13 protein-coding genes are annotated in these 23,029 nt (G+C 28.7%); 1 reads left to right on the top strand and 12 read right to left on the bottom strand.

Annotated features, from left to right (window positions below; genetic code table 11):
- Positions 1-52: 52 nt before the first annotated feature.
- Positions 53-2,818: an isoleucine--tRNA ligase gene (gene ileS, locus CPEL_RS06405; RefSeq protein WP_044599106.1), complete on the bottom strand. Its 2,766-nt coding sequence runs from the start codon at positions 2,816-2,818 to the stop codon at positions 53-55.
- Between the two features lie 99 nt (positions 2,819-2,917).
- On the opposite strand from ileS, the gene CPEL_RS06410 reads away from it, so the two are divergent.
- Complete coding sequence (locus CPEL_RS06410; RefSeq protein WP_044599107.1) at positions 2,918-4,009, top strand: CinA family protein; 1,092 nt, start codon at positions 2,918-2,920, stop codon at positions 4,007-4,009.
- Between the two features lie 32 nt (positions 4,010-4,041).
- On the opposite strand, the gene CPEL_RS08790 is transcribed toward CPEL_RS06410, so the two are convergent.
- The 11 genes from CPEL_RS08790 to CPEL_RS06465 form a co-directional block, all read right to left on the bottom strand.
- Complete coding sequence (locus CPEL_RS08790) at positions 4,042-6,774, bottom strand: two-partner secretion domain-containing protein (RefSeq protein WP_049984598.1); 2,733 nt, start codon at positions 6,772-6,774, stop codon at positions 4,042-4,044.
- Between the two features lie 133 nt (positions 6,775-6,907).
- The gene (locus CPEL_RS08795) at positions 6,908-10,948 is read right to left on the bottom strand and encodes a two-partner secretion domain-containing protein (RefSeq protein WP_049984599.1); all 4,041 of its coding nucleotides are present in this window, start codon (positions 10,946-10,948) and stop codon (positions 6,908-6,910) included.
- A 133-nt stretch (positions 10,949-11,081) separates the two neighbouring features.
- The gene (locus tag CPEL_RS06425; protein WP_044599108.1) at positions 11,082-14,603 is read right to left on the bottom strand and encodes a two-partner secretion domain-containing protein; all 3,522 of its coding nucleotides are present in this window, start codon (positions 14,601-14,603) and stop codon (positions 11,082-11,084) included.
- A 151-nt stretch (positions 14,604-14,754) separates the two neighbouring features.
- Positions 14,755-15,252, bottom strand: coding sequence for a TlpA family protein disulfide reductase (locus CPEL_RS06430; RefSeq protein ID WP_044599109.1), 498 nt, complete (start codon positions 15,250-15,252; stop codon positions 14,755-14,757).
- Positions 15,213-15,704 carry a TlpA family protein disulfide reductase gene (locus CPEL_RS06435; RefSeq protein WP_049984600.1) on the bottom strand — a complete coding sequence of 164 codons (492 nt, stop codon included), beginning with the start codon at positions 15,702-15,704 and terminating at the stop codon, positions 15,213-15,215. The genes CPEL_RS06430 and CPEL_RS06435 overlap by 40 nt, the downstream gene beginning before the upstream one ends.
- A complete protein-coding gene (locus CPEL_RS06440; protein WP_044599110.1) occupies positions 15,694-16,350 on the bottom strand; it encodes an ABC transporter ATP-binding protein in 657 nt (218 codons plus the stop codon). Before CPEL_RS06440 ends, CPEL_RS06435 begins: the two co-directional genes overlap by 11 nt.
- Positions 16,350-17,465, bottom strand: coding sequence for an ABC transporter permease (locus CPEL_RS06445; protein WP_044599111.1), 1,116 nt, complete (start codon positions 17,463-17,465; stop codon positions 16,350-16,352). The genes CPEL_RS06440 and CPEL_RS06445 overlap by 1 nt, the downstream gene beginning before the upstream one ends.
- The gene (locus tag CPEL_RS06450; protein ID WP_044599112.1) at positions 17,455-18,747 is read right to left on the bottom strand and encodes an ABC transporter permease; all 1,293 of its coding nucleotides are present in this window, start codon (positions 18,745-18,747) and stop codon (positions 17,455-17,457) included. The genes CPEL_RS06445 and CPEL_RS06450 overlap by 11 nt, the downstream gene beginning before the upstream one ends.
- The gene (locus tag CPEL_RS06455; RefSeq protein WP_044599113.1) at positions 18,737-20,158 is read right to left on the bottom strand and encodes a ferrirhodotorulic acid ABC transporter membrane protein; all 1,422 of its coding nucleotides are present in this window, start codon (positions 20,156-20,158) and stop codon (positions 18,737-18,739) included. The genes CPEL_RS06450 and CPEL_RS06455 overlap by 11 nt, the downstream gene beginning before the upstream one ends.
- A 75-nt stretch (positions 20,159-20,233) precedes the next feature.
- Positions 20,234-20,755 (bottom strand): ferrirhodotorulic acid transporter, periplasmic binding protein, encoded by a 522-nt coding sequence (locus CPEL_RS06460; RefSeq protein WP_044599114.1) that lies wholly within the window; start codon positions 20,753-20,755, stop codon positions 20,234-20,236.
- Positions 20,752-22,803 carry a ferrirhodotorulic acid transporter inner membrane protein gene (locus CPEL_RS06465; RefSeq protein WP_044599580.1) on the bottom strand — a complete coding sequence of 684 codons (2,052 nt, stop codon included), beginning with the start codon at positions 22,801-22,803 and terminating at the stop codon, positions 20,752-20,754. The genes CPEL_RS06460 and CPEL_RS06465 overlap by 4 nt, the downstream gene beginning before the upstream one ends.
- Positions 22,804-23,029: the final 226 nt, after the last annotated feature.

The following is a 23,029-nucleotide window of genomic DNA, read 5'->3' on the forward strand; positions in this document are numbered from 1 at the left end:
AAATAAAAAACAAAATAAAGTAATCACTACCACACTAAAAGGTAAAGCTTGTTCAAACATTTTTTGCTTTTTCCACGCTATTACATCTTGGGCATAAACATTCTTCTTCTTTTGCTAAAAATTTCCAACATCTTGGGCATTTATGCAATGAAGAACGCACGATTTTAAAACTATGTTCACCTATTTTAAATTCACTCAAAGCTTTTTTATCATCTAAACTTTCAACCAAACTTACCATAAACCAATCTGCTACTTCTTCTATATCTTCGCTTAAAAGCTCATTTGCACTAGTTTGTAAAGATAGCTCTAAAGTTGATTTAATAAGTTTTTCTTTTTTCAAAACATCTATAAGTTCAAAGAATTTTTCTCTTGATTTGATAAATAATTCATCTTCAATCTCAAATTCATAATCAAAACCATCTTTTAACACCAAATCAAACACATCTTTAGCATTTTCTTTTATAAGCGCATTTGCATGTTCTAAAGCCTCATCTATGGTATAAGTAAGACTTGGAGCTAAAAGAGTAAAAAGTTTTCTAGCTATTAAAACCATTGCACTTTGAGCACTTGTTCTTTTTGTATCATCCTTGCCATTGCAATATAATCTGTCTTTGCAAATGTCTAAATAAATTCCACTTAAATCCGCACTTAAAAAGTTCAAAAGCACGCTAAAACCTTTTGCAAATTCATATTTTTTGAAGGCATTTTCGCACGCATCAAAAGCTAATTTTGCACGCATTAAAATCCACTTATCTAAAAGTGTGAAATTTTTTGTTTCTAAAAATTCTATATCGTTAGTGTTTGCAAGTAAAAATCTTATGGTATTTCTTATCTTTCTATATTGCTCGCTAACTTGTTTTAAGATATTATCTGAAATTTTTAAATCACTTGAATAATCACTAAGCATAATCCAAAGTCTTAAAATTTCCACTCCATAATTTTTAGCAACATTTTGAGGTAAAATCACATTGCCTTTGGATTTACTCATTTTTTGCCCCTTCTCATCAACGGTAAATCCATGAGTAAGTATATTTTTATATGGGGTTTTGTGATTAATCGCAGTAGAAATTAAAAGTGAGCTTTGAAACCACCCACGATGCTGATCGCTTCCTTCAAGATACATCGAAGCTTGGTATTCTCCTGCATCATATCTTGCTGAGCTTAACACTGCTTCCCAAGTGCTACCGCTATCAAACCAAACATCTAAAATATCATAAACTTTTTCTAAGTTATTTGGATCATATTTGCTATTTGGTGGCAATAAATCTTTTATTTCTAAATCCCACCAAGCATCAGCTCCGTTTGCTTCAAAAATTCCTACTATGTGGTTTAAAACATCATCATCAAAAATTACTTCTTTGGTGGTTTTATCTCTAAAAAATGCTATAGGCACGCCCCAATCTCTTTGTCTTGATATACACCAATCAGGACGATTTTCTATCATAGAGCTAAGGCGTTTAATGCCACTTTCTGGATAAAATTTTACATTATTTAATTGCTCTAATGCTAATTCTCTTAAAGATTTTCCATCTAGTTTTTTCTCATCCATTAAGATAAACCATTGCTTTGTAGCTCTATAAATAACCGGTTTATGTGTCCTCCAACAAAATGGATAAGAATGTATAAATTTAGAACTTTCAAGCAAAGCTCCGCCAAGTAGTTCTAAAATACGCTCATTTGCTTTAAAAATATGAAGTCCTATAAATTCATTTAGCAAATGCTCTGGTAAAAGCCCTTTAGCTCTTAGCGTTTCATCATAGCACCCACCATCATCTACTGGCATAATCACTTCAATGCCATATCTCAAACACGCATAATAATCATCCTCACCATGCCCTGGTGCAGTATGAACAAGCCCTGTTCCACCTTCCATTAAAACATGATCGCCTAAAATTAAAGTGGATTTTCTTTGATTAAGCGGATTAATAGCACTTAAATTTTCAAATTCAAAGCCTAAAAGTTCTTTTTGAATTTCACCTTGAGTGAAGCCTTTGTTTATCATCGCTTCAAGTAAAGCTTTAGCAAAGATAAAGCCTTCTTTAGTGATAACATATTTTTCATTTGCATTTAAAGCTATGGCTTGATTTGCAGGTAAAGTCCAAGGTGTAGTAGTCCAAATAACTGCTTTTGCTTTTTTTACTCCTAGTTTTTCAAGGGAAGTTTTATCAAGCTCAAATGCCACAAAAATAGAATAATCTTCTTTATCCTCATACTCTACTTCAGCTTCTGCTAATGCGCTCTTAGCAGCCCAGCTCCAAAAAACTGGCTTGCTTCTTTCTAGCAAAAGTCCTTTTTTAGCGATTTTACATAAGGCTTTGTAAATATCTGCTTCAAAAGCATTTTTCATAGTCAAATACGGCTCATCCCAATCAGCAATCACCCCTAAAGACTTAAATTCATCTCTTTGGATATTTACAAATTCTCTCGCATGCTCCCTACAAAATTCACGAATTTCTTTTTTACTCAAACTTTGTTTTTTTTCTTTTAGTTTTACTTCAACTTGTTGTTCTATAGGCAAACCATGGCAGTCCCAACCTGGAGTAAAACGCACTTTTTTGCCTTGAAAATAATGCGTTTTTATAATGATATCTTTTAAAATTTTATTTAAAGCATGGCCGATGTGTAAGTGCCCATTAGCATATGGTGGGCCATCATGCAAAGTAAAACTTTCGCTAGCACTTTGTCTTTTTTGTTTCATTTTTTCATAAGCATAGTTATTTTCAAACCACTTATTAAAGCGTTTTGGCTCAAGCTCTGCTAAATTCGCACGCATTGGAAAAGTTGTATTAGGAAGCAATAGCGTATCTTTATAATCCATATTCATCCACCTTGAAAAATTAAAATGGTAAATTCTACTTAAAATACTTTTAATTTGCACTTATTTTTTTGTTATAATCGCAAGAAAAAAAGGAAAATCATGAAACATTTAATCATCATCATAGGCAATGAACTCATCGTTAATGAAAATTATATGCGTTATATTCATGAAGAATACAAAAAACGATTTTTAGAACTACATGAACTTAAATTTATAAACAAGCCTGATAAAGATCTTCCTTTTTTGCTTGAAAAATTGTCTTTAGAATACACTTATATAACTATTTTTAGCATAAATGAGTATTATGCAACGATTGCAAAGATTATAGCAACCTTAAATGATGATGTTTTAGTTTTAGAAAATGAAACTTTAGTTCCATCAAAATCCATTTATACCAAAAATAGCTTTGTAAGTGAGTTTGAACAATGTCATATAAATTTGTTAAATGTTAGTATTAATTTAAAATTACCTCAAATTTTAAACAAACCTGAGATAAATTACACTTATTTTTGCTTATTAGATATTGATGAAATGAGTGCAAATATTTTACTAGATACCCTAACTAAATCTTTTGAAATTCAAACAAGTTCTAGTGCTTTGCTTGAGAATTTAATCTGCATTAGAGCAAGTGCGACACAATATGGTAAATTAGAAGGTTTTTTAAAAGGTGTTTTTAAACTTTTTGAAGGAAAAGTATTTTTAGATAACAACCCCATAAAATTCATCACAAAAAAGCTTTTAGATAAAAATTTAAAAATTTCTTTTGCAGAAAGCTGTACTGGTGGTTTATGTGCTTCAAAGCTGACTGAAATTTCTGGGGTTTCAAGCATTTTTGAAGGTTCATTGATAACTTATTCAAACCGCTTAAAAAATTCTTGGCTAGGTGTAAGCAATGATACCTTAGAAAGTGTGAGTGAGTATTCTGATCGTTGTATATACTTTATGTTAAAAGGGGTTTTTAAAACTACAAATTGTGATTTTGCATTAGCAATTAGTGGTGTAGCTGGAGAAGATGATGATAAAAACACAAAAGCAGGGACTATTTATATAGGAGCTATGTATAAAGATGGGACTTTTTTACAAGAATGCATTCATATACAAGGAGCAAGAAATTATATAAGAGAACAAGCTTGCTTAGCTGCATATAGCCTAATGCTAAGACTAAAACCTGAAATTTTCTTTGGAATTTAGCGTAGCCAAATTTAATTTGGCTACATGTGTATTTAATAACTTCCAACCACACAAGGATTCATAGTTTTAAAATTATCACTTACTATACAAGTTCTAGCTCTTTGAGTTAGTGCTGCTTCGTCTATCTCTTGGGTTTCTTCTTCTTCGTATTTAAAAGTAGGTGTTTGTTTTTGTGAGCTAGCTATTTGGCGTGATAGTTTTTGATAATCATCATTTTCAATACCACTAGAATTGTTTAATTTTTCTAAATTAGGTATTGTTAAAGCTATATTATCAAATTTGCCTATTATGTTAAATTGTTGATTTGATTTATCACTAGCTTGTTTTTGCCAAGTTTCTAGTTTTATTTGATTATTAGCTATAGTAGTGGCTAATTCTCCACTAAGATTGCTTAATCTATCTACTTCAGCTTTTAAAGAAGCTAAAGTTGCTTCATTTTTTATACTTGGATTTTCATTGATTTTTTTAACATAATCATTATATTTAGTTATGGCTATTTTAAGTTGCTCTTGTATGGTTTTTAATTGAGCTAAGGCATTATTAGAAGAATCAACTAAAGGTTTTAATTTATCATTGATAAATGCTAAAAGATTTGCTTTGTTAATAGCAAATTGGTTAAATTTAACATAAGTATTTTTATATTCTTGACTAATTCCTTCTAGTATTTCTTTCATACCTTTTTGACCATATAAAGCTTCTAAGAAAGATATGCTTTGCTTTAATTCTTCACTTAATCCTTGAATTTTAAAATCTTTTATATCAATCCAATACTTACCACTTAATATCTCACCTAGCCATTTGTTTAAATCATTTGCACTAATTACATCATCACTTGCTAAGATAACATCGCTATCACTTGGTTTATTTGGATTATCAGGGGTGGTAGGTTTTTCTATAGTGTCTGCTTTAGATAAAAAGTCTTTATATACACTTTCTTGAGTTTCATCTGTGTAAGTGTGGATATTGATTTTATTTTGGATATAGCCGTTTTGGTTAAAATCATTTTCATAACTTTGATCAGCTGTTGCATTAGCTAAATCATTTTCATAGTGATAAATATGAACATTCTTAAGTGCATTTGGTCTTCCTATTGGGCTTAATTTTCCAAAATAAAAACTACTAAAACCATTTTGGCCGATTGTATAACCTTTATCAAAATATATATATACATTTTCTAAATAATTACCTGTGTATAAAGTACCAGCAAAACTACCTATACTTACATAATTACTCCAATAATTATAACCAACCGAAGCGTAAATACTTCCTATTCCACTTATTGTTATATTTTTAAATACATTTGGTGCTCCTCCAGGGTCGTTGCTACCTACAGGATAATTATCCACTCTTCCGCCAAAACCTCCTATCCATGCAGTATATAATTGTTCAGCCTTGCTATCTACTTTTATGCTTTTTATGTTTTTTATACTTATATTGTTAAAATTACTTGATGTTATATATCCTGCAAATCCACCAACACCTATAGCATTTTCACCAGCAGCAAGCAAATCGCCAATATTTGAGATATTTATATTGTAAAAATTTGCATTATCAGTTCTATATGCCATAGAACCTATATATCTAGGAATTCCATTTGTATAATCAAAATTTATTGTATTTATATTTAAATTTCCTATATTAGCTAGTTGTATAACTCCAAATAAACCACCTTCATTTCCATCGATAAGAAGGTTAGATAAAGTATAACCTTGTCCATCAAGAGTTTTATTAAAAAAAGCACCATTGATACCTATAGGATCCATTAGTTTGTTATCAAAATTGATATTACCTACTAATTTAAATTCATCTATACTTCTAGTATCACCCAAACCTTCATTCCAACCTTTTATAAGATATCGCCATTCTATAGCATTAGCTTTTTCATTTTCCATATTGCCTATAGTTAGAGCTTTTTTGAAATTAGAAGAAATTCCATTATGGGTAACATTGGTATTATCTGTGTAATTTACTTTATTTATATTCACATTGTTACCAAATCTATAACCATCATTTGCAAAATTTATCATTTTTCTTTGTATATAGCCATCTTTTTTGGCTGTTACATTGATAATAGAATTTAAATTTGCACTATCTGCATCTATATATACATAATTGCCTACTAAGTGTGTTTTAGAATTAGCATTGCCTAATTTACCACCTTGTATATCTACCTTATGTCCTATAAGCAATACATCGTTTGCATTGATATTACCCATATTTACTACGCTACCTGCTTTTTGTGGTTTAAATACAGGAGAAAAAGTTGCACCTTGTTCAAAGGTTTTCATATTAGCAAATTTATTCATATCCTCATTACTCATCGATGAAGTAGAAGCTACAAAGCGATTAGCATTGATATTACCTGTTTTAGTAATGATTACTCCATTAGGATTGATTAAAAATACATTATTACCACTTGCATTTAATACACCTGCTATGGTAGATTTATTTGTTCCATGAGCTATGTTTAAATAGTTTTTGCTATTACCACCAAAATTTACACTTTCACCTTTATTTATATTAAAACCACCACCCCATTGGATAACAGAATTAACTTTATTACCATTTATATGCATATTATTACCACTGACATTTATAGTTCCACTTGTGCCATGAGTAAATTTACCACCACTTGGTAGGGCAAATGCAGGTGAAAAAAGCAATGAAGCAACTATACTTGAAAGTAAGATGTGATTAGTTAGTTTTTTAGAAGGAGTTAAATCAAAATTATTCGATCCCCCCCCCCGTGGAGAAAATACTGCCATAATAAATCCTTTGTTTGAAAAAATTTATGTATGTTAATATTATATTTATAAAAAAATACTTAAGTTAATGGAATTTAATTTAAAAAATAACTATTCAATAATACTCAGAAAGTTTTTCTTTCTGAGTATGTATTTAATAACTTCCAACCACACAAGGATTCATAGTTTTAAAATTATCACTTACTATACAAGTTCTAGCTCTTTGAGTAATAGCTGCTTCTTCTATTTCTTGGGTTTCTTCTTCTTCGTATTTAAAAGTAGGTGTTTGTTTTTGTGAGCTAGCTATTTGGCGTGATAGTTTTTGATAATCATCATTTTCAACACCACCACCTTGGGTTGGTTTGTCTACATTAGGGGTATTTATTAAAGATGTATTGAATTTTCCTATTACTATAACTTTATTGTTATTGTTTTTATCTTTAAAAATTTGAAGATTATTTTCTTGTATAGATAATTTAGCATAAAGTAGTTTTGCTTCTTTGTCTAGTTCTTTTATATTATTTTTTATAGCTATAAAAGCAGGATCATTTTCATTTTTTATACCTTTGTCTATTAAGGTTAAAAAATCATTATAAGCTTTTATAAATCTTTTAAGTTTAGCTTGATTTTGTTCTAATTGTTTTTCTATATCTAAACCCAAAGAAACTACTTCTTTATTTAGTTTGTCTAATTTAGTATGCCATAAGTTTTTGTTTTTGTTAAAGTCTTTGATTTTATCATCTGCTTTTTTAAAGGATTGCTCAAAATCTTTTTTTGCAGTATTTTCAAATTGAGCTTTATTTATATCATGATCTTTATAAGTATTTAAAAAACTTAAACTTTGCAATAAAGCTCTAGCATCATTTTCTTTAACACCTAAATAAGCTGTGATAAATTTAACTTGTTCATCTTCTGTTTTATTGGCTAAAGTTTTATATTCTTTTAGCAATTTATCTAATAATCTAATATTGATAACATATTTAATCTTATCAATATCTTTAATAATATAATCATTCCATACTGCATTAGAGATTAAATCATCTTTATTTAGAGTAGGTTTTTCATTAAGAATTAAATCTAGATTAGGAAGGATTGATTGGTTTGAGTTTTGAGGTAGTTCTGGACTTGTGATATTTGGTTTTTTTATGTCTGGTTTTGCAAGATTATATTCGCTTTTAAACTCTTGGTAGGTTTTATCTTTGTTATCATCACCATATATATGAGTAGTAAAATTATTTGTATTTATATTACTCATGATATCTTTAAAATCTTTTTCATGATGATAGATGTGAATGTTAGACATATTATCAGTGATTTTATCACTAAATTTGTATATTTTAACATTGTTATTTGTAAATGTTGTATTTGGATGAAAATAAACATGAATCTTGTTAAATTTAAATCTTCTATCACTATCATAATAACTTGGAGCAAAACCATAAATTGCTGAATTTTGCGTGGTAGGGTTTTTAATGCTAATGTTATTTATACCATCTATAAAAATATCATTAAACTCTATTTTTCCATATATATGATTATAACTTCTATGAAAATCAGCAACAAATCCTGCTATATTTGCAGATCTAAAATGTTCATCTCCATTTATATTGTGTTTAATATCATGTATATTTTTTATTATTATATTTTCAAATTTTCCACCTACTTCTCCTATGGTTATTCCTCCAGAAAAACCTCCAATCAAAAATCTATTACCACTAGTAGTAATATTTCCTATATTATTCAAATAAATATTTTTATACAAATTCGTATCATTATGCTTAATATAAATATTTCCAGCAAAACCCCCAATAGAGCCATATCTTCCATTTGCATTAATACCATTAATATTATCTAAATATATATTTTCATATTTACCCTCTTCAATATTTCCAGCAAAGCCTCCAATTTTCATACTTGCATATGAATACTCACTTTGTTCAATATGGAATAAATTTATATTATTAATGTTTTTTAAAGAAATATTATTAAATCTTGGAGGATTAATTTCACTAAGATATGTTTGCCCTATACTTCCAGCAAAGCCTCCAAATAGAATTCCTTTATCTGTCAACCAAGATGTATCACTTGAAACAGTTGCTTGAATTTTAATACCACTAATATCATTAAGAAGTATATTTTTAAAATCTCCTAAGTCGATACTTCCAGCAAAGCCTCCCAAATAAGCTATAGCCCTATAATTACCATATAAAGTCATATTTAAATTTTTTATATCATTTAATGCAATTTTATTAAATACCCCATTAGTTATCACTCCAGCAAAGCCTCCTAAAGAAGATTCTATAGAATTTTCTTTATCATTTTTATCATGAGTTAAACCATGTATAGTTTTTAAATTTATATCTTCAAAACTACCACCATCAATGCGTCCTGCAAAGCCTCCTATGTTTGCTTCAGAAAAACTCCAAAAATATTTTTCATCATATGAAGGTTTGCTTCGAGTAGCTTTAAAATTTATATTTTTAATATTATTTAAAGATATATTTGAAAAATTTCCATTTGCTATATATCCAGCAAAGCCACCTAAACCGATAAAATACTCGCTTATATATGCACCACCATATATAGGTTTGTGAATTTCACTTTCTCTAATACTTAAATTTTCCACATTTTTTAAAGAAATTCCATCAACAAAACCAAAAATAGAACCAGCAAAACCACCTACTCCATAGGCATAGTGTTTCCAATAAGCATCTATTTCATCTGGTATATCAACAATAGCACTATGTTTCACATCAAAATTTTTTATATTTTCTAAGGTGATATTTCTAAATATACCATTAGCATCTCCAGCAAAGCCACCTGTTCCATAAGTAGTAATATATCCAGAATCAACTACAACTTTGACATCATTTTTTAAACTAGTTAAATTCTTTAAACTAGCTCTATCTACAAAGCCATCTAAATAACCAGCAAATCCTCCAACATATTCATTTTTAGCATTAATGCCACCACCACTATAATCTACATTAATATTTGTAAAGCTTGCTTCTTTAGTTGCACCAAATATACCAACATAATGTTTTTTAGAATCATTATTTGTTAAATTTGCTGTATCTATATACATACCTTTTAATACAAAACCTTGTCCATCAAAGTTTTTAGTAAAGGCATTATCTTTGGTATTGCCTACTATCATGGAAGAACAACCAAGTCCATCTATGCAATAATTTGCATAATTTTTACCAGCAAAATTTATATTAGAAACTAATTTATATTCATTTGCAGTAGTTCTAAAACCATTTTTATTTTCATTCCAACCTTTAGCAAAATGCCACCAGTCTTCTGTATTGGCTATAGAAACAAAATGTGCTTTTTTAAAGTTCTTATCATTGTGCTTATATCCCCCATATGAAGGTGTAGAATATTTTAAAAATATATTTAATGCTTCAGGGTTATAATAATACCCAGTAGCACTTAAATATATAGAACCTTTATTTTTAGCTGTGATATTTAATTTATTATTTTTGTTTATATTAGCTACATCAACATATACTTCATTTCCAACTAAATGTGTATTTTTGGAATTAACTTGGTTTAAATATAATTTTCCTTTATCATTACCTGCACTTGCATGCAATAAAACCTTATTGCCTATAAGCAATACATCATTTGCATTGATATTACCCATATTTACTACATTGCCAAGTTTATTTGCTTTAAATACAGGAGAAAAACTTCCAGCTTGTTCTTGTGATAAATTTGCAAATTTCCACATATCATCACTACTCATCGATGAAGTAGAAGCTACAAAGCGATTAGCATTGATATTACCTGTTTTAGTAATGATTACTCCATTAGGATTGATTAAAAATACATTATTATCTTTTGCATTTAATACACCTGCTATGGTAGATTTATTTGTTCCATGAGCTATGTTTAAGTAGTTTTTACTATTACCACCAAAATTTACACTTTCACCTTTATTTATATTAAAACCACCACCCCATTGGATAACAGAATTAACTTTATTACCATTTATATGCATATTATTACCACTAACATTTATAGTTCCACTTGTGCCATGAGTAAATTTACCACCACTTGGTAAGGCAAATGCAGGTGAAAAAAGTAATGAAGCAACTATACTTGAAAGTAAGATGTGATTAGTTAGTTTTTTAGAAGGAGTTAAATCAAAATTATTCGATCCCCCCCCCCGTGGAGAAAATACTGCCATAATAAATCCTTTGTTTGAAAAAATTTATGTATGTTAATATTATATTTATAAAAAAATACTTAAGTTAATGGAATTTAATTTAAAAAATAACTACTCAATAATACTCAGAAAGTTTTTCTTTCTGAGTATGTATTTAATAGCCTCCAACCACACAAGGATTCATAGTTTTAAAATTATCACTTACTATACAAGTTCTAGCTCTTTGAGTAATAGCTGCTTCTTCTATCTCATGCTCTTCTTCCTCTTCTTCTAAGCTTTCATCACCTATTAAATTTAAAGACGCAGTTTGTTCAAATTCTAAATCAATCTCAGGGAGTTCAGGTTTATTAGGATCTTCTCCTTCTCCTCCATCGCCTTTGATTTGATCTAACTTGGGATTAGTATTTAATACCACATTAGCAAAAGCACCAATTACTTTGAAATTTTCTGTATTATTTTTGTTTTGCCAAGTAGATAGTTCATTTTGCTTGGTATTGATTAAAATCGCTAAATCTTGGCTGTCTTTCATTAAGGTATCTATTTTGTTTTTTAATATAACAAATTCTGGGTCGTTTTTATGTGCTAAGCCTTTATTGATTAAAACTACATATTTATTGTAAGCTTTAATAACTACATCAAGCTCATTTTGCTTAGCAATAAGATCTTTTAAAAATCCTTTTGATTCATTTGCTAAAGATTTTAATTCATCATTAAGCTGATTGATTTTATCTTTGATATTTTTAGTTGTATTATTTACTTGTTTTAATATACTTTCTTTTGTGCTAAAACCATTTCCTTTGAATTTATCATTTGAAGCAGTGCTTAAACCATTTTTTTCATAAGCTAAAAGAAAATCTAAACTTTGAACTACTTCTAAAGCTTTTGTTTTATCACCACTTAAAAAGTATTTAGCTACAAATTCAACCTTTTGTTCTTCACCCATATTAGAATAATTTGCTTTATCTTCTAGCATTTTCAATAAATCACTTATATGTAATTTATATTTTCCATTAGTGATATTAGCAATTATTTCTTTTTTAATCATTTCTTGAAGCAAATCATTTTCATCAAGTTTTACTTCGTTAGGATTATTTCCGCCTTCACCTATGGTGGTAAAGATAGGATCTGTTAGTTTAAAATCTGTGGTAGTTTGAAAAGAATTAGAGGTTTTATCATATTGCAATCCTGTAGCTGTTTGAGCGGAGGCGATAAAGTTATCATATTGATTTTGTAAAAAATTTACATTGTTTTGATATTTTCCACTATCTACTTTATCATAAGCTGAAAACAAATCCTTATCATAATAGACATTAACATTTTTAAAAATAACATTATTATCAGAAAAAGCGGTATTGCTCTCGTTATTATATATAAAAGCTGTTTGAAATCTCAAATCATCTCTATAATCATTGCTTATAGTTAATCCTTTTAAAGATATAAAAATATTTTCTAAAGTGGCATTTTTAGCATCTATCGCAAAAACACCCATATATCCATAATAAGGATCTCCATATCCACCACTTGTATATCCATCATATTTTATATTACTTATATCATGAATGATAATACTTTTAAAATTTGAATTTCCTGGTGTATAACTTTTACCTATCATCCCAGCAAACAACCCAAAACGAGAATTTTTTATATCTATATTTTTTACATTACTTATAGAAATATTTTCGTATTTTCCTTTAGAAATTTCTCCAGCAAAAAGACCATAATATTGATTTCCAACAAATTTAATTAAATCTATATCATTTAATTTGATATTTTTAAATTCTCCATTTTCTATAATGCCTATAAATCCGCCTGAACTATCATGGCCTCTAGTGGCTGAAATTTCCCCTATATTATTTAAGGTAATATTTTCGTATTTTCCATTATCTGATCTTGCTATAAATCCTCCCACTGCTTGTTCTGCTGTTATTTTTCTAATATCATCAAGTAAAATATTTTTAAATAATACTTCTTTTGTTTTATGTCCCCAAAAATTAGCTATAAATCCTCCAGTCCAAGTCCAATTACCACCTATTGCATCATAATCTGTTAATTTGATATTTTCAAAAATCATTTTTTCTACATTAGGAGCCAAGCTACCAGCTTGTCCAGCCATGCCAGCAAATCCACCTGAAGCCGTTCCGTAAATAATTCCTACATTATTTATACTAATGTCTTTAAAAATACCAGCACTAAGACTTCCAGTAAATGCACCCGCACCTACTACAGAATAACCATTAGCATAAACTTTTTCTATGCCATCTATGCTAATTCTTTCATAATTTCCAACATTTGCACCTCTAATAAGCCCTATAAAGCCTCCAGCATAGTTATTAGTCGCATATACTTCTTTTATATTTTTCATACTAATATCATAAAAACTTCCACCATCTGAAGCTCCAGCTATAGTTCCAGTAGCTCTTTGGCCTTTTGTAGCGATATTTTCAACTTTTAAGTTTTTAACAACACCGCCATTTCCAACTCCACTAAAAATTCCTACATAATGATCTTTGTGCTTATTTGTAGAAGAATAAGAGGAGGTATCTAACTTAATATTACTTAAAGTGTATCCATTACCATTAAAAGTTGATGTAAAAGCACTAGACCAATCGTAAGCTTTTTTACTAGAATCATAAAAAACATACCCCACCATATACTCAGGTTTAAAATCATTGTTAAAATCTATATTATTTATAAGTCTAAATTCTTTTACTTTTCTTGTATCGCCTTTATTGTTATTCCAAGCATTAGCAAATATAACCCATTCACCTACTGAATCTATAGTAAGGTATTGTTTAAAATCTATTTTTTGAACCTTATTTTCAGTTAGTTTATTGTTATTGTCTGTATAGTTAGTTAAGGTAAAACTATCACCACCTACAAATTTATATTCACCATCTTCAAATGCACTCATGCTAGCTGAAAGCTCAACGCTGTTTAAAGCTGTGATATTATTAGTTTTATTTTCTGCAAAAGAGCTAGGGTTTAATACTAAATCATTTCCCACCAAATGTGTAGTAGAATTTTTATTACCTACCTTACCACCTTGTATATCTACTTTATTGCCTATAAGCAATACATCATTTGCATTGATATTACCCATATTTACTACGCTACCTGCTTTTTGTGGTTTAAATACAGGAGAGAAAGAATTACCTTGCTCTTGTGATAAATTTGCAAATTTATTCATATCCTCATTACTCATAGATGAAGTAGAAGCTACAAAGCGATTAGCATTGATATTGCCTGTTTTAGTAATGATTACTCCATTAGGATTGATTAAAAATACATTATTATCTTTTGCATTTAATATACCTGCTATGGTAGATTTATTTGTTCCATGAGCTATGTTTAGGTAGTTTTTACCAGATCCTTCAAAATTTACTTGAGCTTTATTGCCTATATTAAAACCACCACCCCATTGGATAACAGAATTAATTTTATTACCATGTATATTCATAGTAGTGTTATTTGGTTTAGTTATAGTTCCACTTGTGCCATGAGTAAATTTACCACCACTTGGTAAGGCATTAGGACTAATTGCTGCTAAAGGTGAAAAAAGTAATGAAGCAACTATACTTGAAAGTAAGATGTGATTAGTTAGTTTTTTAGAAGGGGTTAAATCAAAATTATTCGATTCCCCCCCCCATACTAGGTTATTTAAACTTAACTTTTGCATAAAAGATATCCTTTCATTAAACAAATTTTCTTATAAATACTAATGTATTATAAATGATTGTAGAATGTTATTGTATTGTTGGTAAATTTAGTCTTAAAATTAAACTTTGTTGTGTTAATATTTGTAAAAAATTTTAAAGAGATATAGTAAATCATTGTAAGAATTTAATTTTATTTTCCAAAATACCTTTTGGAGTAAGTCCTATAAATTTTTCATTTATATTAGCATTTTCATCAAAAAAAACTATCACAGGCACGCCATAAATTCCACCCACTGCTTTAGATAAAAACAAACTAGCTTTACTTTCATATAAAAGCGGAAAATCTAGTCTTTTTTCTAAAGCAATTTTTTCTGCCTCCTCTTGATTTTTAACTCCGTTTAGTACAGCGATGATAGTAAAATTTTTATCTTTATAAAGTGCATTTAGTATAGGAATTTGTGCTTTACACGCACCACAATCTTGAGTGAAAAAAAATAAAGCATAAGCTTGATTTGAATTTTGAATTTTTAAAGTTTTTTCAAAACCATTGTATTTGAAAATGTAGTTTTGACTTGAATTTAAGGCTTTAAATTCGTTATTTGAGCATGCATTTAAAAATACTAAAAAAACTAAAGCCAAGAAGCTATAGAAGATTTTAAATGCGACCATGGTTTTTCTCCTATGATTTTATCTTGCACTATGCCATCTTTAATGATGAAAGTAGTTGGCACTGCAAAAACACTAAATCTTTGCCATGAAATATCTAAATCATCTTGTAAAAATGTGATATTTTTGTAGTTATATTTAGTTGCAAATTCTTCAAATTCTTTGCCTTTGTCTATGGAATCTAACGCTAAAATAGTCATTTTATTTGGGTATTCATTAGCTAATTTTTCCAAAAGTGGTAAATCTTTTAAGCAAGATGCACAACCTTGTTCTACAAAAGTTAAAATGATAAGATTATCAAAATCAGCTAGTTTTACTTTCTTTCCTTCTAAATTTTTTGCTGCAATTTCTGGTGTTTTTAAGCCTATTTTACCACCATTTTTGTTATTGTTTTCAAAACAAGCACCTAAAAAAACCACACACAAACAAACTAAAATAATATTTTTAATTTTCACTTTTCATTACTCCATGACTTAAAATGATAGTTCTATCAGCAAATTTAGCTAAATCTGGATTGTGAGTGATTAAAACTATAGTTTTTCCATCTTTTTTTAGCTTGCAAAAAAGCTCTAAAATGTTCTTTTCATTAGCTTCATCTAAATTTCCAGTTGGCTCATCTGCTAATAAAATTTCAGGATCATTTACCAAAGCTCTTGCTATACAAAGTCTTTGTTGCTCTCCACCGCTTAATTGACTTGGTAAGTGCGTAAGCCTATGTGAAAGTCCTACTTTTTCTAAAGCAATTATAGCGTCTTTTTGCTCTATACTAGAATGATAAAATTGTGCTAGCATAACATTTTCTAAAGCATTTAAATAAGGTATTAAATGAAATTGCTGAAAAATCAAGCCTATCTTTTCTCTTCTAATTATACTTTTTTCCTCTTCACTTAAATTTCCAACCTCTTTGCCATCTAAAATATACTCTCCACTACTTTGAGTATCCATTAAAGAAAGTATATTTAAAAGTGTTGATTTGCCTGAACCTGATGGACCCATGATAGATAGCCATTCACCTTGTTTTACTTCTAAATTTATATTACGCAAAGCTTTAACTTCATTGAAATTACGATTTAAATTTGAAATTTTTATAATACTTTTCATCACTCACCCTTTAAATTTTCACAAACATTGATTTTCAAAGCTTTTTTTAGTGGTAAAATACTTGCAAAAAATGCAAAAACCAAAGAAACAAGCACTGCAAAAAACACCGAACTCAATCTAAAATCTATACTTGCATTAAAAATCAAATATCCAAAAATATTAGCCAAAAAATACCCACAAAAAGCACCAAGCAAACTAGCACTCAAACTCAAAACAAACACTTCAGCTCCAAAAAGCTTAATGATTTCTTTATGTTTAGCTCCTAATGCAAGATGTAAGGCTATTTCTTTTTTTCTTGAAAAAATCACCGCACTAAGAGTGGTATTTACACTTAAAGAACTAATGAGTAAAATGGTTAAGCTAATTAAAGCCATTAAAGCCTTTATTTTTTCTAAAATAATTCCTTCGCTAATAGATATTGAAGCTATAACTTTAGCTTCTACATTACCTTTACTAAGTTCTTTTGCTTTTTGATCTAAACTTTCATAATCACCTAACAAAATAGCCTGAGCATAATTTATCGCTTCTTTAGCTGCTAATTCTTGTGCTTTTTTTAAAGAGATAATTAAAACCCCATCTTGTTCATCATTGCTTCTTAAAATAGCTTTGATTTTTACTTTGACTATTTTAGAAATGCTTGGATTATAAATTTGTAATTCTTGTCCTATTTTAAGCTCTAATTGTTTAGCTAAATCAGCCCCTACAAAGGCACTATCTTCACTAAAATCACTCAAAGAAAAACTTCCTTTTAAAACTTCCATAAAAGGCTTAGTAAGCTTTAAATTTGCAAAATCAACCCCAACTACCACTGCACTTGAACTTTCAAGATTATAAAAACCATATAAAAATGGGGTTAAAGCTTTAGCTTTTAAATTTTCCTTGACTTGATTAAATTCATCCATACTTAAAAACTCATCATCTTTTGGAGTAATGATAAAATTTGCCCCATAAGCTTTTAATTCTTTAGATAATTTTGTATCAATATCAAAATAAATATTAAAAAAAGAAGCACTAACCATAGCCCCCATAAACACAGCTATAAAAATAACACAAACTCTTTTATAAGAAAAAATAAGAGATTTAAAAACCTCTTGTATAAAAAAATTATTTGCCATATAAAACCTCTGAAGTAGAAAGTTTAGAAATTCCTTTGATAGAAAATAAACATCCTAAAAATACTATAAGCACTGCAAAAAACAAACAAATTGGTAAAATAATCCATGAAATTACAATACTATGATTAAATATACTCAAAGCAATAAGCTCTGAAATTCCTATACCAAAAGCAAAACCAAAAACAGCCCCAATTAAAGCTACTACAACCCCTTCTAATGCAAAAATCATATAAATTTGCAAAGTGCTAGCACCCAAAGCTTTTAAAAGCCCTATTTCACTTCTTCTTCTAAATATATCTGCACTCATTAAAGATGATATAGCTATAGAAGATACGATTAAACATATAATGCTAACCACTGCCATTAAGGATTGAATTTTAGATACTATTAAACTTTCTGCATCAGAAATCGCGCTTACAACTTTTGTGCTAGCACCTTTAAAGTCTTCTGCGATTTGATAGGCAATAGAACTTACATAAGCAGTGCAATACCATTGATCATATTCAAGCTGATTTAAACTATCTACATCGCGTCTTGCTTTTTGTGCTAAATCATTTTCAGGTATAGTTAAAGCTGAAACTTCTGCTTTGGCAAATAAACCTTCTTTTTTAGAAAGTTTTTGTGCTAAAAGTAAAGAAGTGATGATTTTATTTGAAAAGGCTTGAGTTAAGTCTATAATACCAACAATTTTTACTTTAAAATTTTGATTATTTTGTGTAATGGTGATTTCATCATTTATTTTTAAATCATATTTTTGTGCTAAATCCTTTCCTAGCATTATTTCATCTAAACTATCATCTTTTGGGTAATTTCCTTTGATTTGACTATATTTATACAATTCTTTAATACCCGCATAAAAATCATCATCATCTTGCACTTTTATAGCCTTATCAAAATAAGTTCCTACCAAAGAGATATTTTCATAACTTGCATTTGGAGTTTGAATTTTTACTTGAGTATCTAAAAATGGTGCAAAGGCATTGATATTATTTCTCCAAAAAATTTCTTTTATAGTATGGAGTTTGCTTTCCTCTAAGAAATTTTGATTTTTTAAAGGCTCATAGATTTTATTACCCACTTCTACACTTAAACTTGCACCTTTTGGCAAAACTAAAATGTTTGAACCATAACTTCTTAGTTCTTTTGTGATTTCATTACCTATACCCAAAGTGAGGTTTAACATAGTAGCCATAAGCAAAGTAGCTAAAAAAATCGTTAGTAAAGCTAAAGATTTTTGAATTTTATTTTGAAAAATAGAATTTTTTATAATCTTAACCTGCATAATCACTTCCTAATAAATTATGAATTCTATATTTTGAAGTTTTGTTTATATCAATGTATTTTAAAGGATCATTTTTAAACTCTTCATAGTTTTTTTCATTAGCAAAAAAATATGTTCTTCCTTTATAGACATAAGATTTTGGTGCTTTTAGATTAATAAGCTCAGTATTATCAATAGGATCATAAACTTTTTTTTCTACTACTTGAGTGAAAAAATTCACCCCATCTAAAATTTCTGAAAAAGGTATGATAACTTTACCATTTTCAAATTTATATTTCATAGGGATAGGATTGCACCCACCTGCTTTACCTACACTTGGTAAGAAAATTCTAACATTACATGAAATGCAAATTAACTCTCCGCCTTTTTTAACATACCCCATATCCCCACATATACTACAAGCGTCAAAAACAGCTACTGGAGAGTCTTTATCTTCTCTTTTGTTGATTAAGAAAAATCTTACCACCTTGCCCTCATCGCTAATATAAGCAAAGCGGTGTAAGTTGTTATCTCTTAAAATCGCTACATCAAAAACAAATTCATCATTTTCGTTTGGCTCTACATAAGTTGGTTCATCTATAGTTACTGGCCTTGAAGCATGCAAATCATAAAAAAGAAAAATACAAAGACTCAAAATCATAGCACTAAAAATGCTTGCACTAAAGCTAGTTATAGTTGAATTTTTTGCTTGATTTTTTCTAAATTCTATATCAAAATCTTTTTTCTTAGTATTTTCACTCACTCTTTGTTTTAAGGCTAAAACTATACAAATTCCTAGCAGTAAAAACCATGCATAAGTATAAAATTTAGCATAATACACACTCTTTGCCACATAGCTTAAATACAAACTTTCTGTTTCTATCACACCTTCTCTCATAAGGTATAATAAAATTTGTGCTAAAGCTTCATTGAGGTAAAAAATCACGATAATGAGTAAAAATAAATTTAAAAACTTAAATTTAAATTCCCTTAGCCATCTCATAAAAAGATAAACTCCAAAACATAAAACAAAAGCAAGCAAAATAAATCCAAAAGAGCTAATCGCTAAAGAATCTAAAAAATTTGAACTTAATATAGGAAAATCTATAGAAATATGAAAGTATTTTATGCCAAAAGCAAAAGATACTAAAAAAACCAAAATAGCTTGAATTTTTTCTTTTAAAAAATTATTTTGTATAAAAGAAAAAATGATAATAATCAACGACAATAAAACAAATAAAATATCATTAGAAAAATATAACAAATCATAATTTAGCGTCTTAGCACTAATAAAAAAGGCAAAATAAGAAAAAACAAAACCCGCAAAAGCAAGTTTAAACACTAAAGAATGTTTTAGATTATAAAAAAACAAAGCACTTAAAAGTGCATAAGAAAAAAATACTCCAAAAAAATGAACAAAATAAATCGACATAGGCTCTTCTTTGATAGAATTTATTTATAAAATCAATAATTTCATAAATAAACCCTAGCAAAAGCTAGGGAAGAATCACTTTGGTTTTCCTGTGTATTTAAAGTTGTATTTAACAGAAAATGGCTCAAACCATTTACCAACACCTGTTTCTTTATCAACATGGCGTCCAAAACCTTGTTTTTCTGGATTATCAATTAAAAAGACTAACTCATAATTACCTATACCTGTATCCATTTTAATATTTGCTCCATAATGAGGGCCATCATCTGCAACCATAGGCATAAGAGTTCCTGTTTTTACTTTGCCATTGTCTAAATTTGTTAGCTTATAAGCTACACTTAAATATGGAATCCAAAAACCCTCTGGAAAGCCGTTTTTATTACCCTTTAATGCATGAATATCTGCTTCAAGGTGAATATCTGCTAAACTAGCTGCAAGATCAATTCCTCTTGGCTCCATTTCGATTGGCTGTAAATAAACTGCTGCTATCTCCATACCATTTAACTCATATGGATCACCAATTGGCACCTCTGCTGCAAAAACTGAACTAGCTAAAATACTAGCTGCTGCACTCAAACTTAATAAAGTTTTTTTCATATTTTTTCCCTTTTATTTGAAATTTGCTTTGTTATAAAAATACCCACAATGAGTAAGATTAAAACCATAAACTGAGGTATGATACTCTCATAGTAAGGATAAATTCCAAGCCATAAAATTCCTTCAAAATCAAAAGGAAGCAAGCTTGGAGTGATAACCTTAGCTTCTATGAGCTCACCAATGCCTTTGCCCATAAAGACAAAAACCATGTAAAAAATAATGTATGAAGTTATATAAAAAAATTGTTTTACTGGTATTTTTAAAGCACCAGCTTTTAATAAATAATAAAGTATGATAAGTATAATTAATCCACTAGCTAATCCTATAAATATAAAACTATAATCTGTGCTTGTTTTTGCATCAAACAATAAAGCCTGATAAAAAAGAATAGTCTCAGCACCTTCTCTATATACAGCTAAAAACACACTAAACCATAAAGTTTTTGCTGAATTATTTGATATAGCCTCTATTGCTTGAGTTTTTATGTGATTTGTCCATTTTTTATTTTGTGCATTAGATAAAAGCCAAAAACCAACATAAAAAAGCAATGCCACAGCCACAAGCATGGTAATACCTTCTAATAACTCTCTACTTTGCCCTGCTTGTTCTTTAAAAATCCATGAAATAAAAAATGCCGTTACAAAACTTAAAAATACCCCGCTCCAAAGTGCTGAATATACTATATTTAAACGCTTTTTATTGCCACTTTGAACTAAGTATGAAACTATAGCTACAATGATAATTAAAGCTTCTAAGCCTTCTCTTAAAATAATACCCAAAGCCCATATAAACAAAGACATAGGCGAAGATTCTTGAATTTTATCTAAAGAGCTTTCTATCAAGGTGCTAAGCTCGTCAAAATTTTGTTTTAATTCTTCTTTAGAAGCACTTGCTTTAATAAGTGCAACACCTTTTGAAAAATAACTTTCTATTTTTAATTTTAAAGCACTATCAATAGCACCAATTTTACTTTCCATACCACTTGCTTCAAAAATATCTAAATAAACATTTTGTAAAGCATCTATACTATTTAAGCTAAAGCCTTCATAATTTTGCAAAATATCATTTAAAGCAATTTTGATATCATCATATACTTTAGTATAATTTTTAGCATTTATAGCACTTTCATCATAGCCTTTAACCTGAAGTAAAGCTAATTCTTCTTTAGGTAAAGCTAAAAATGCTTCATATAATAAATCTGATATATTTGCAATTTCATCTCTAATAGTTTTTTCATCTAAAGTATTAGCATTGATTTTTCTTATAATAGTTCTAAGCTTGGTTTGAATTTTTTTATCCACACCTGCTTTAGTGTATCTTGCTACTAAAACTTCTACTTTTGAATTTCTATAGTCTTCAAACAATGCTGATTGAATCAAATCTTTAGCTTTTTGATAATCTTTATTTACAAAAGCTAATGCAGCTTGATCAAGCTTTGAAATCATGGAATCCATCAAAAATTGTAATCTTGCATCTAAAGCCGAAGCTTCTTGTAAAGCTAACAATGCTTCATCCTCTTGAGTGTTTTGTTTTTGAGCGGCCAAATTTTGAGTTGAATTTTGTGGGATTTGCTCTTTAATATCTTCTCCAAGCAAAGCCGCAAACATTGCTTGTGCTTGTGCTTGACGCTGTTTTTCTGCTTCTATAGAAGACTTTTGTGCTTCTTCTTCATTGTAATTAGTATCGCTAACTTCAGCTTTTAGTTGAAAACCTTTCTCTAAAATAGGAACTATTTCATCTAAATCAAAATACAAACTGCTAATTAAAGCCTCTATTTTAGAAAAATCTTCTTTATCTTTATACATTTTTCTTAAATTAACAAATTTACGCTCCATAATGATGGCTTTTCTACCTACATTGCGACCAATTGAACCCTCCATGGTTTCAAAATGTTGAAAATACGCATCTTCAGCCTTTTTTTTCGCTTCTAAATTTTTATTTTCTTTGTATAAATTCATACTCTCATCTAAAATTTGCTTGATTGAGTGAACTTCTTTTTGATAATCAATTTCTCTAGCATAAACAATAGAACAAAATGAAAAAATCATTAATAAAATTATTCTTTTTAACACTATTTTACTCCAAAAATGATATTCATTTTTAAAATCATAGTCGCAAGTATATTACTTAAATTCTTAAATTTAGATAAACATTATCATTATTTATTTCATTATAAATCATACAAAAATACTACAAAATGCTACTTTTTTATACAAAATTAGATAAAAAATTATCAAAAATCTAAATTCCATTTATTTTTTATTTATTTTTACT

Source organism: Campylobacter peloridis LMG 23910 (genome assembly GCF_000816785.1).
Lineage (GTDB): Bacteria > Campylobacterota > Campylobacteria > Campylobacterales > Campylobacteraceae > Campylobacter_D > Campylobacter_D peloridis.

Excerpts from the sequence above, each read along its gene's own strand:
- ileS (WP_044599106.1), bottom strand. The coding sequence starts at position 2,818 with ATGGATTATAAAGATACGCTATTGCTTCCTAATACAACTTTTCCAATG.
- CPEL_RS06410 (WP_044599107.1), top strand. The coding sequence starts at position 2,918 with ATGAAACATTTAATCATCATCATAGGCAATGAACTCATCGTTAATGAA.
- CPEL_RS08790 (WP_049984598.1), bottom strand. The coding sequence starts at position 6,774 with ATGGCAGTATTTTCTCCACGGGGGGGGGGATCGAATAATTTTGATTTA.
- CPEL_RS08795 (WP_049984599.1), bottom strand. The coding sequence starts at position 10,948 with ATGGCAGTATTTTCTCCACGGGGGGGGGGATCGAATAATTTTGATTTA.
- CPEL_RS06425 (WP_044599108.1), bottom strand. The coding sequence starts at position 14,603 with ATGCAAAAGTTAAGTTTAAATAACCTAGTATGGGGGGGGGAATCGAAT.
- CPEL_RS06430 (WP_044599109.1), bottom strand. The coding sequence starts at position 15,252 with ATGGTCGCATTTAAAATCTTCTATAGCTTCTTGGCTTTAGTTTTTTTA.
- CPEL_RS06440 (WP_044599110.1), bottom strand. The coding sequence starts at position 16,350 with ATGAAAAGTATTATAAAAATTTCAAATTTAAATCGTAATTTCAATGAA.
- CPEL_RS06445 (WP_044599111.1), bottom strand. The coding sequence starts at position 17,465 with ATGGCAAATAATTTTTTTATACAAGAGGTTTTTAAATCTCTTATTTTT.
- CPEL_RS06450 (WP_044599112.1), bottom strand. The coding sequence starts at position 18,747 with ATGCAGGTTAAGATTATAAAAAATTCTATTTTTCAAAATAAAATTCAA.
- CPEL_RS06455 (WP_044599113.1), bottom strand. The coding sequence starts at position 20,158 with ATGTCGATTTATTTTGTTCATTTTTTTGGAGTATTTTTTTCTTATGCA.
- CPEL_RS06460 (WP_044599114.1), bottom strand. The coding sequence starts at position 20,755 with ATGAAAAAAACTTTATTAAGTTTGAGTGCAGCAGCTAGTATTTTAGCT.
- CPEL_RS06465 (WP_044599580.1), bottom strand. The coding sequence starts at position 22,803 with ATGATTTTTTCATTTTGTTCTATTGTTTATGCTAGAGAAATTGATTAT.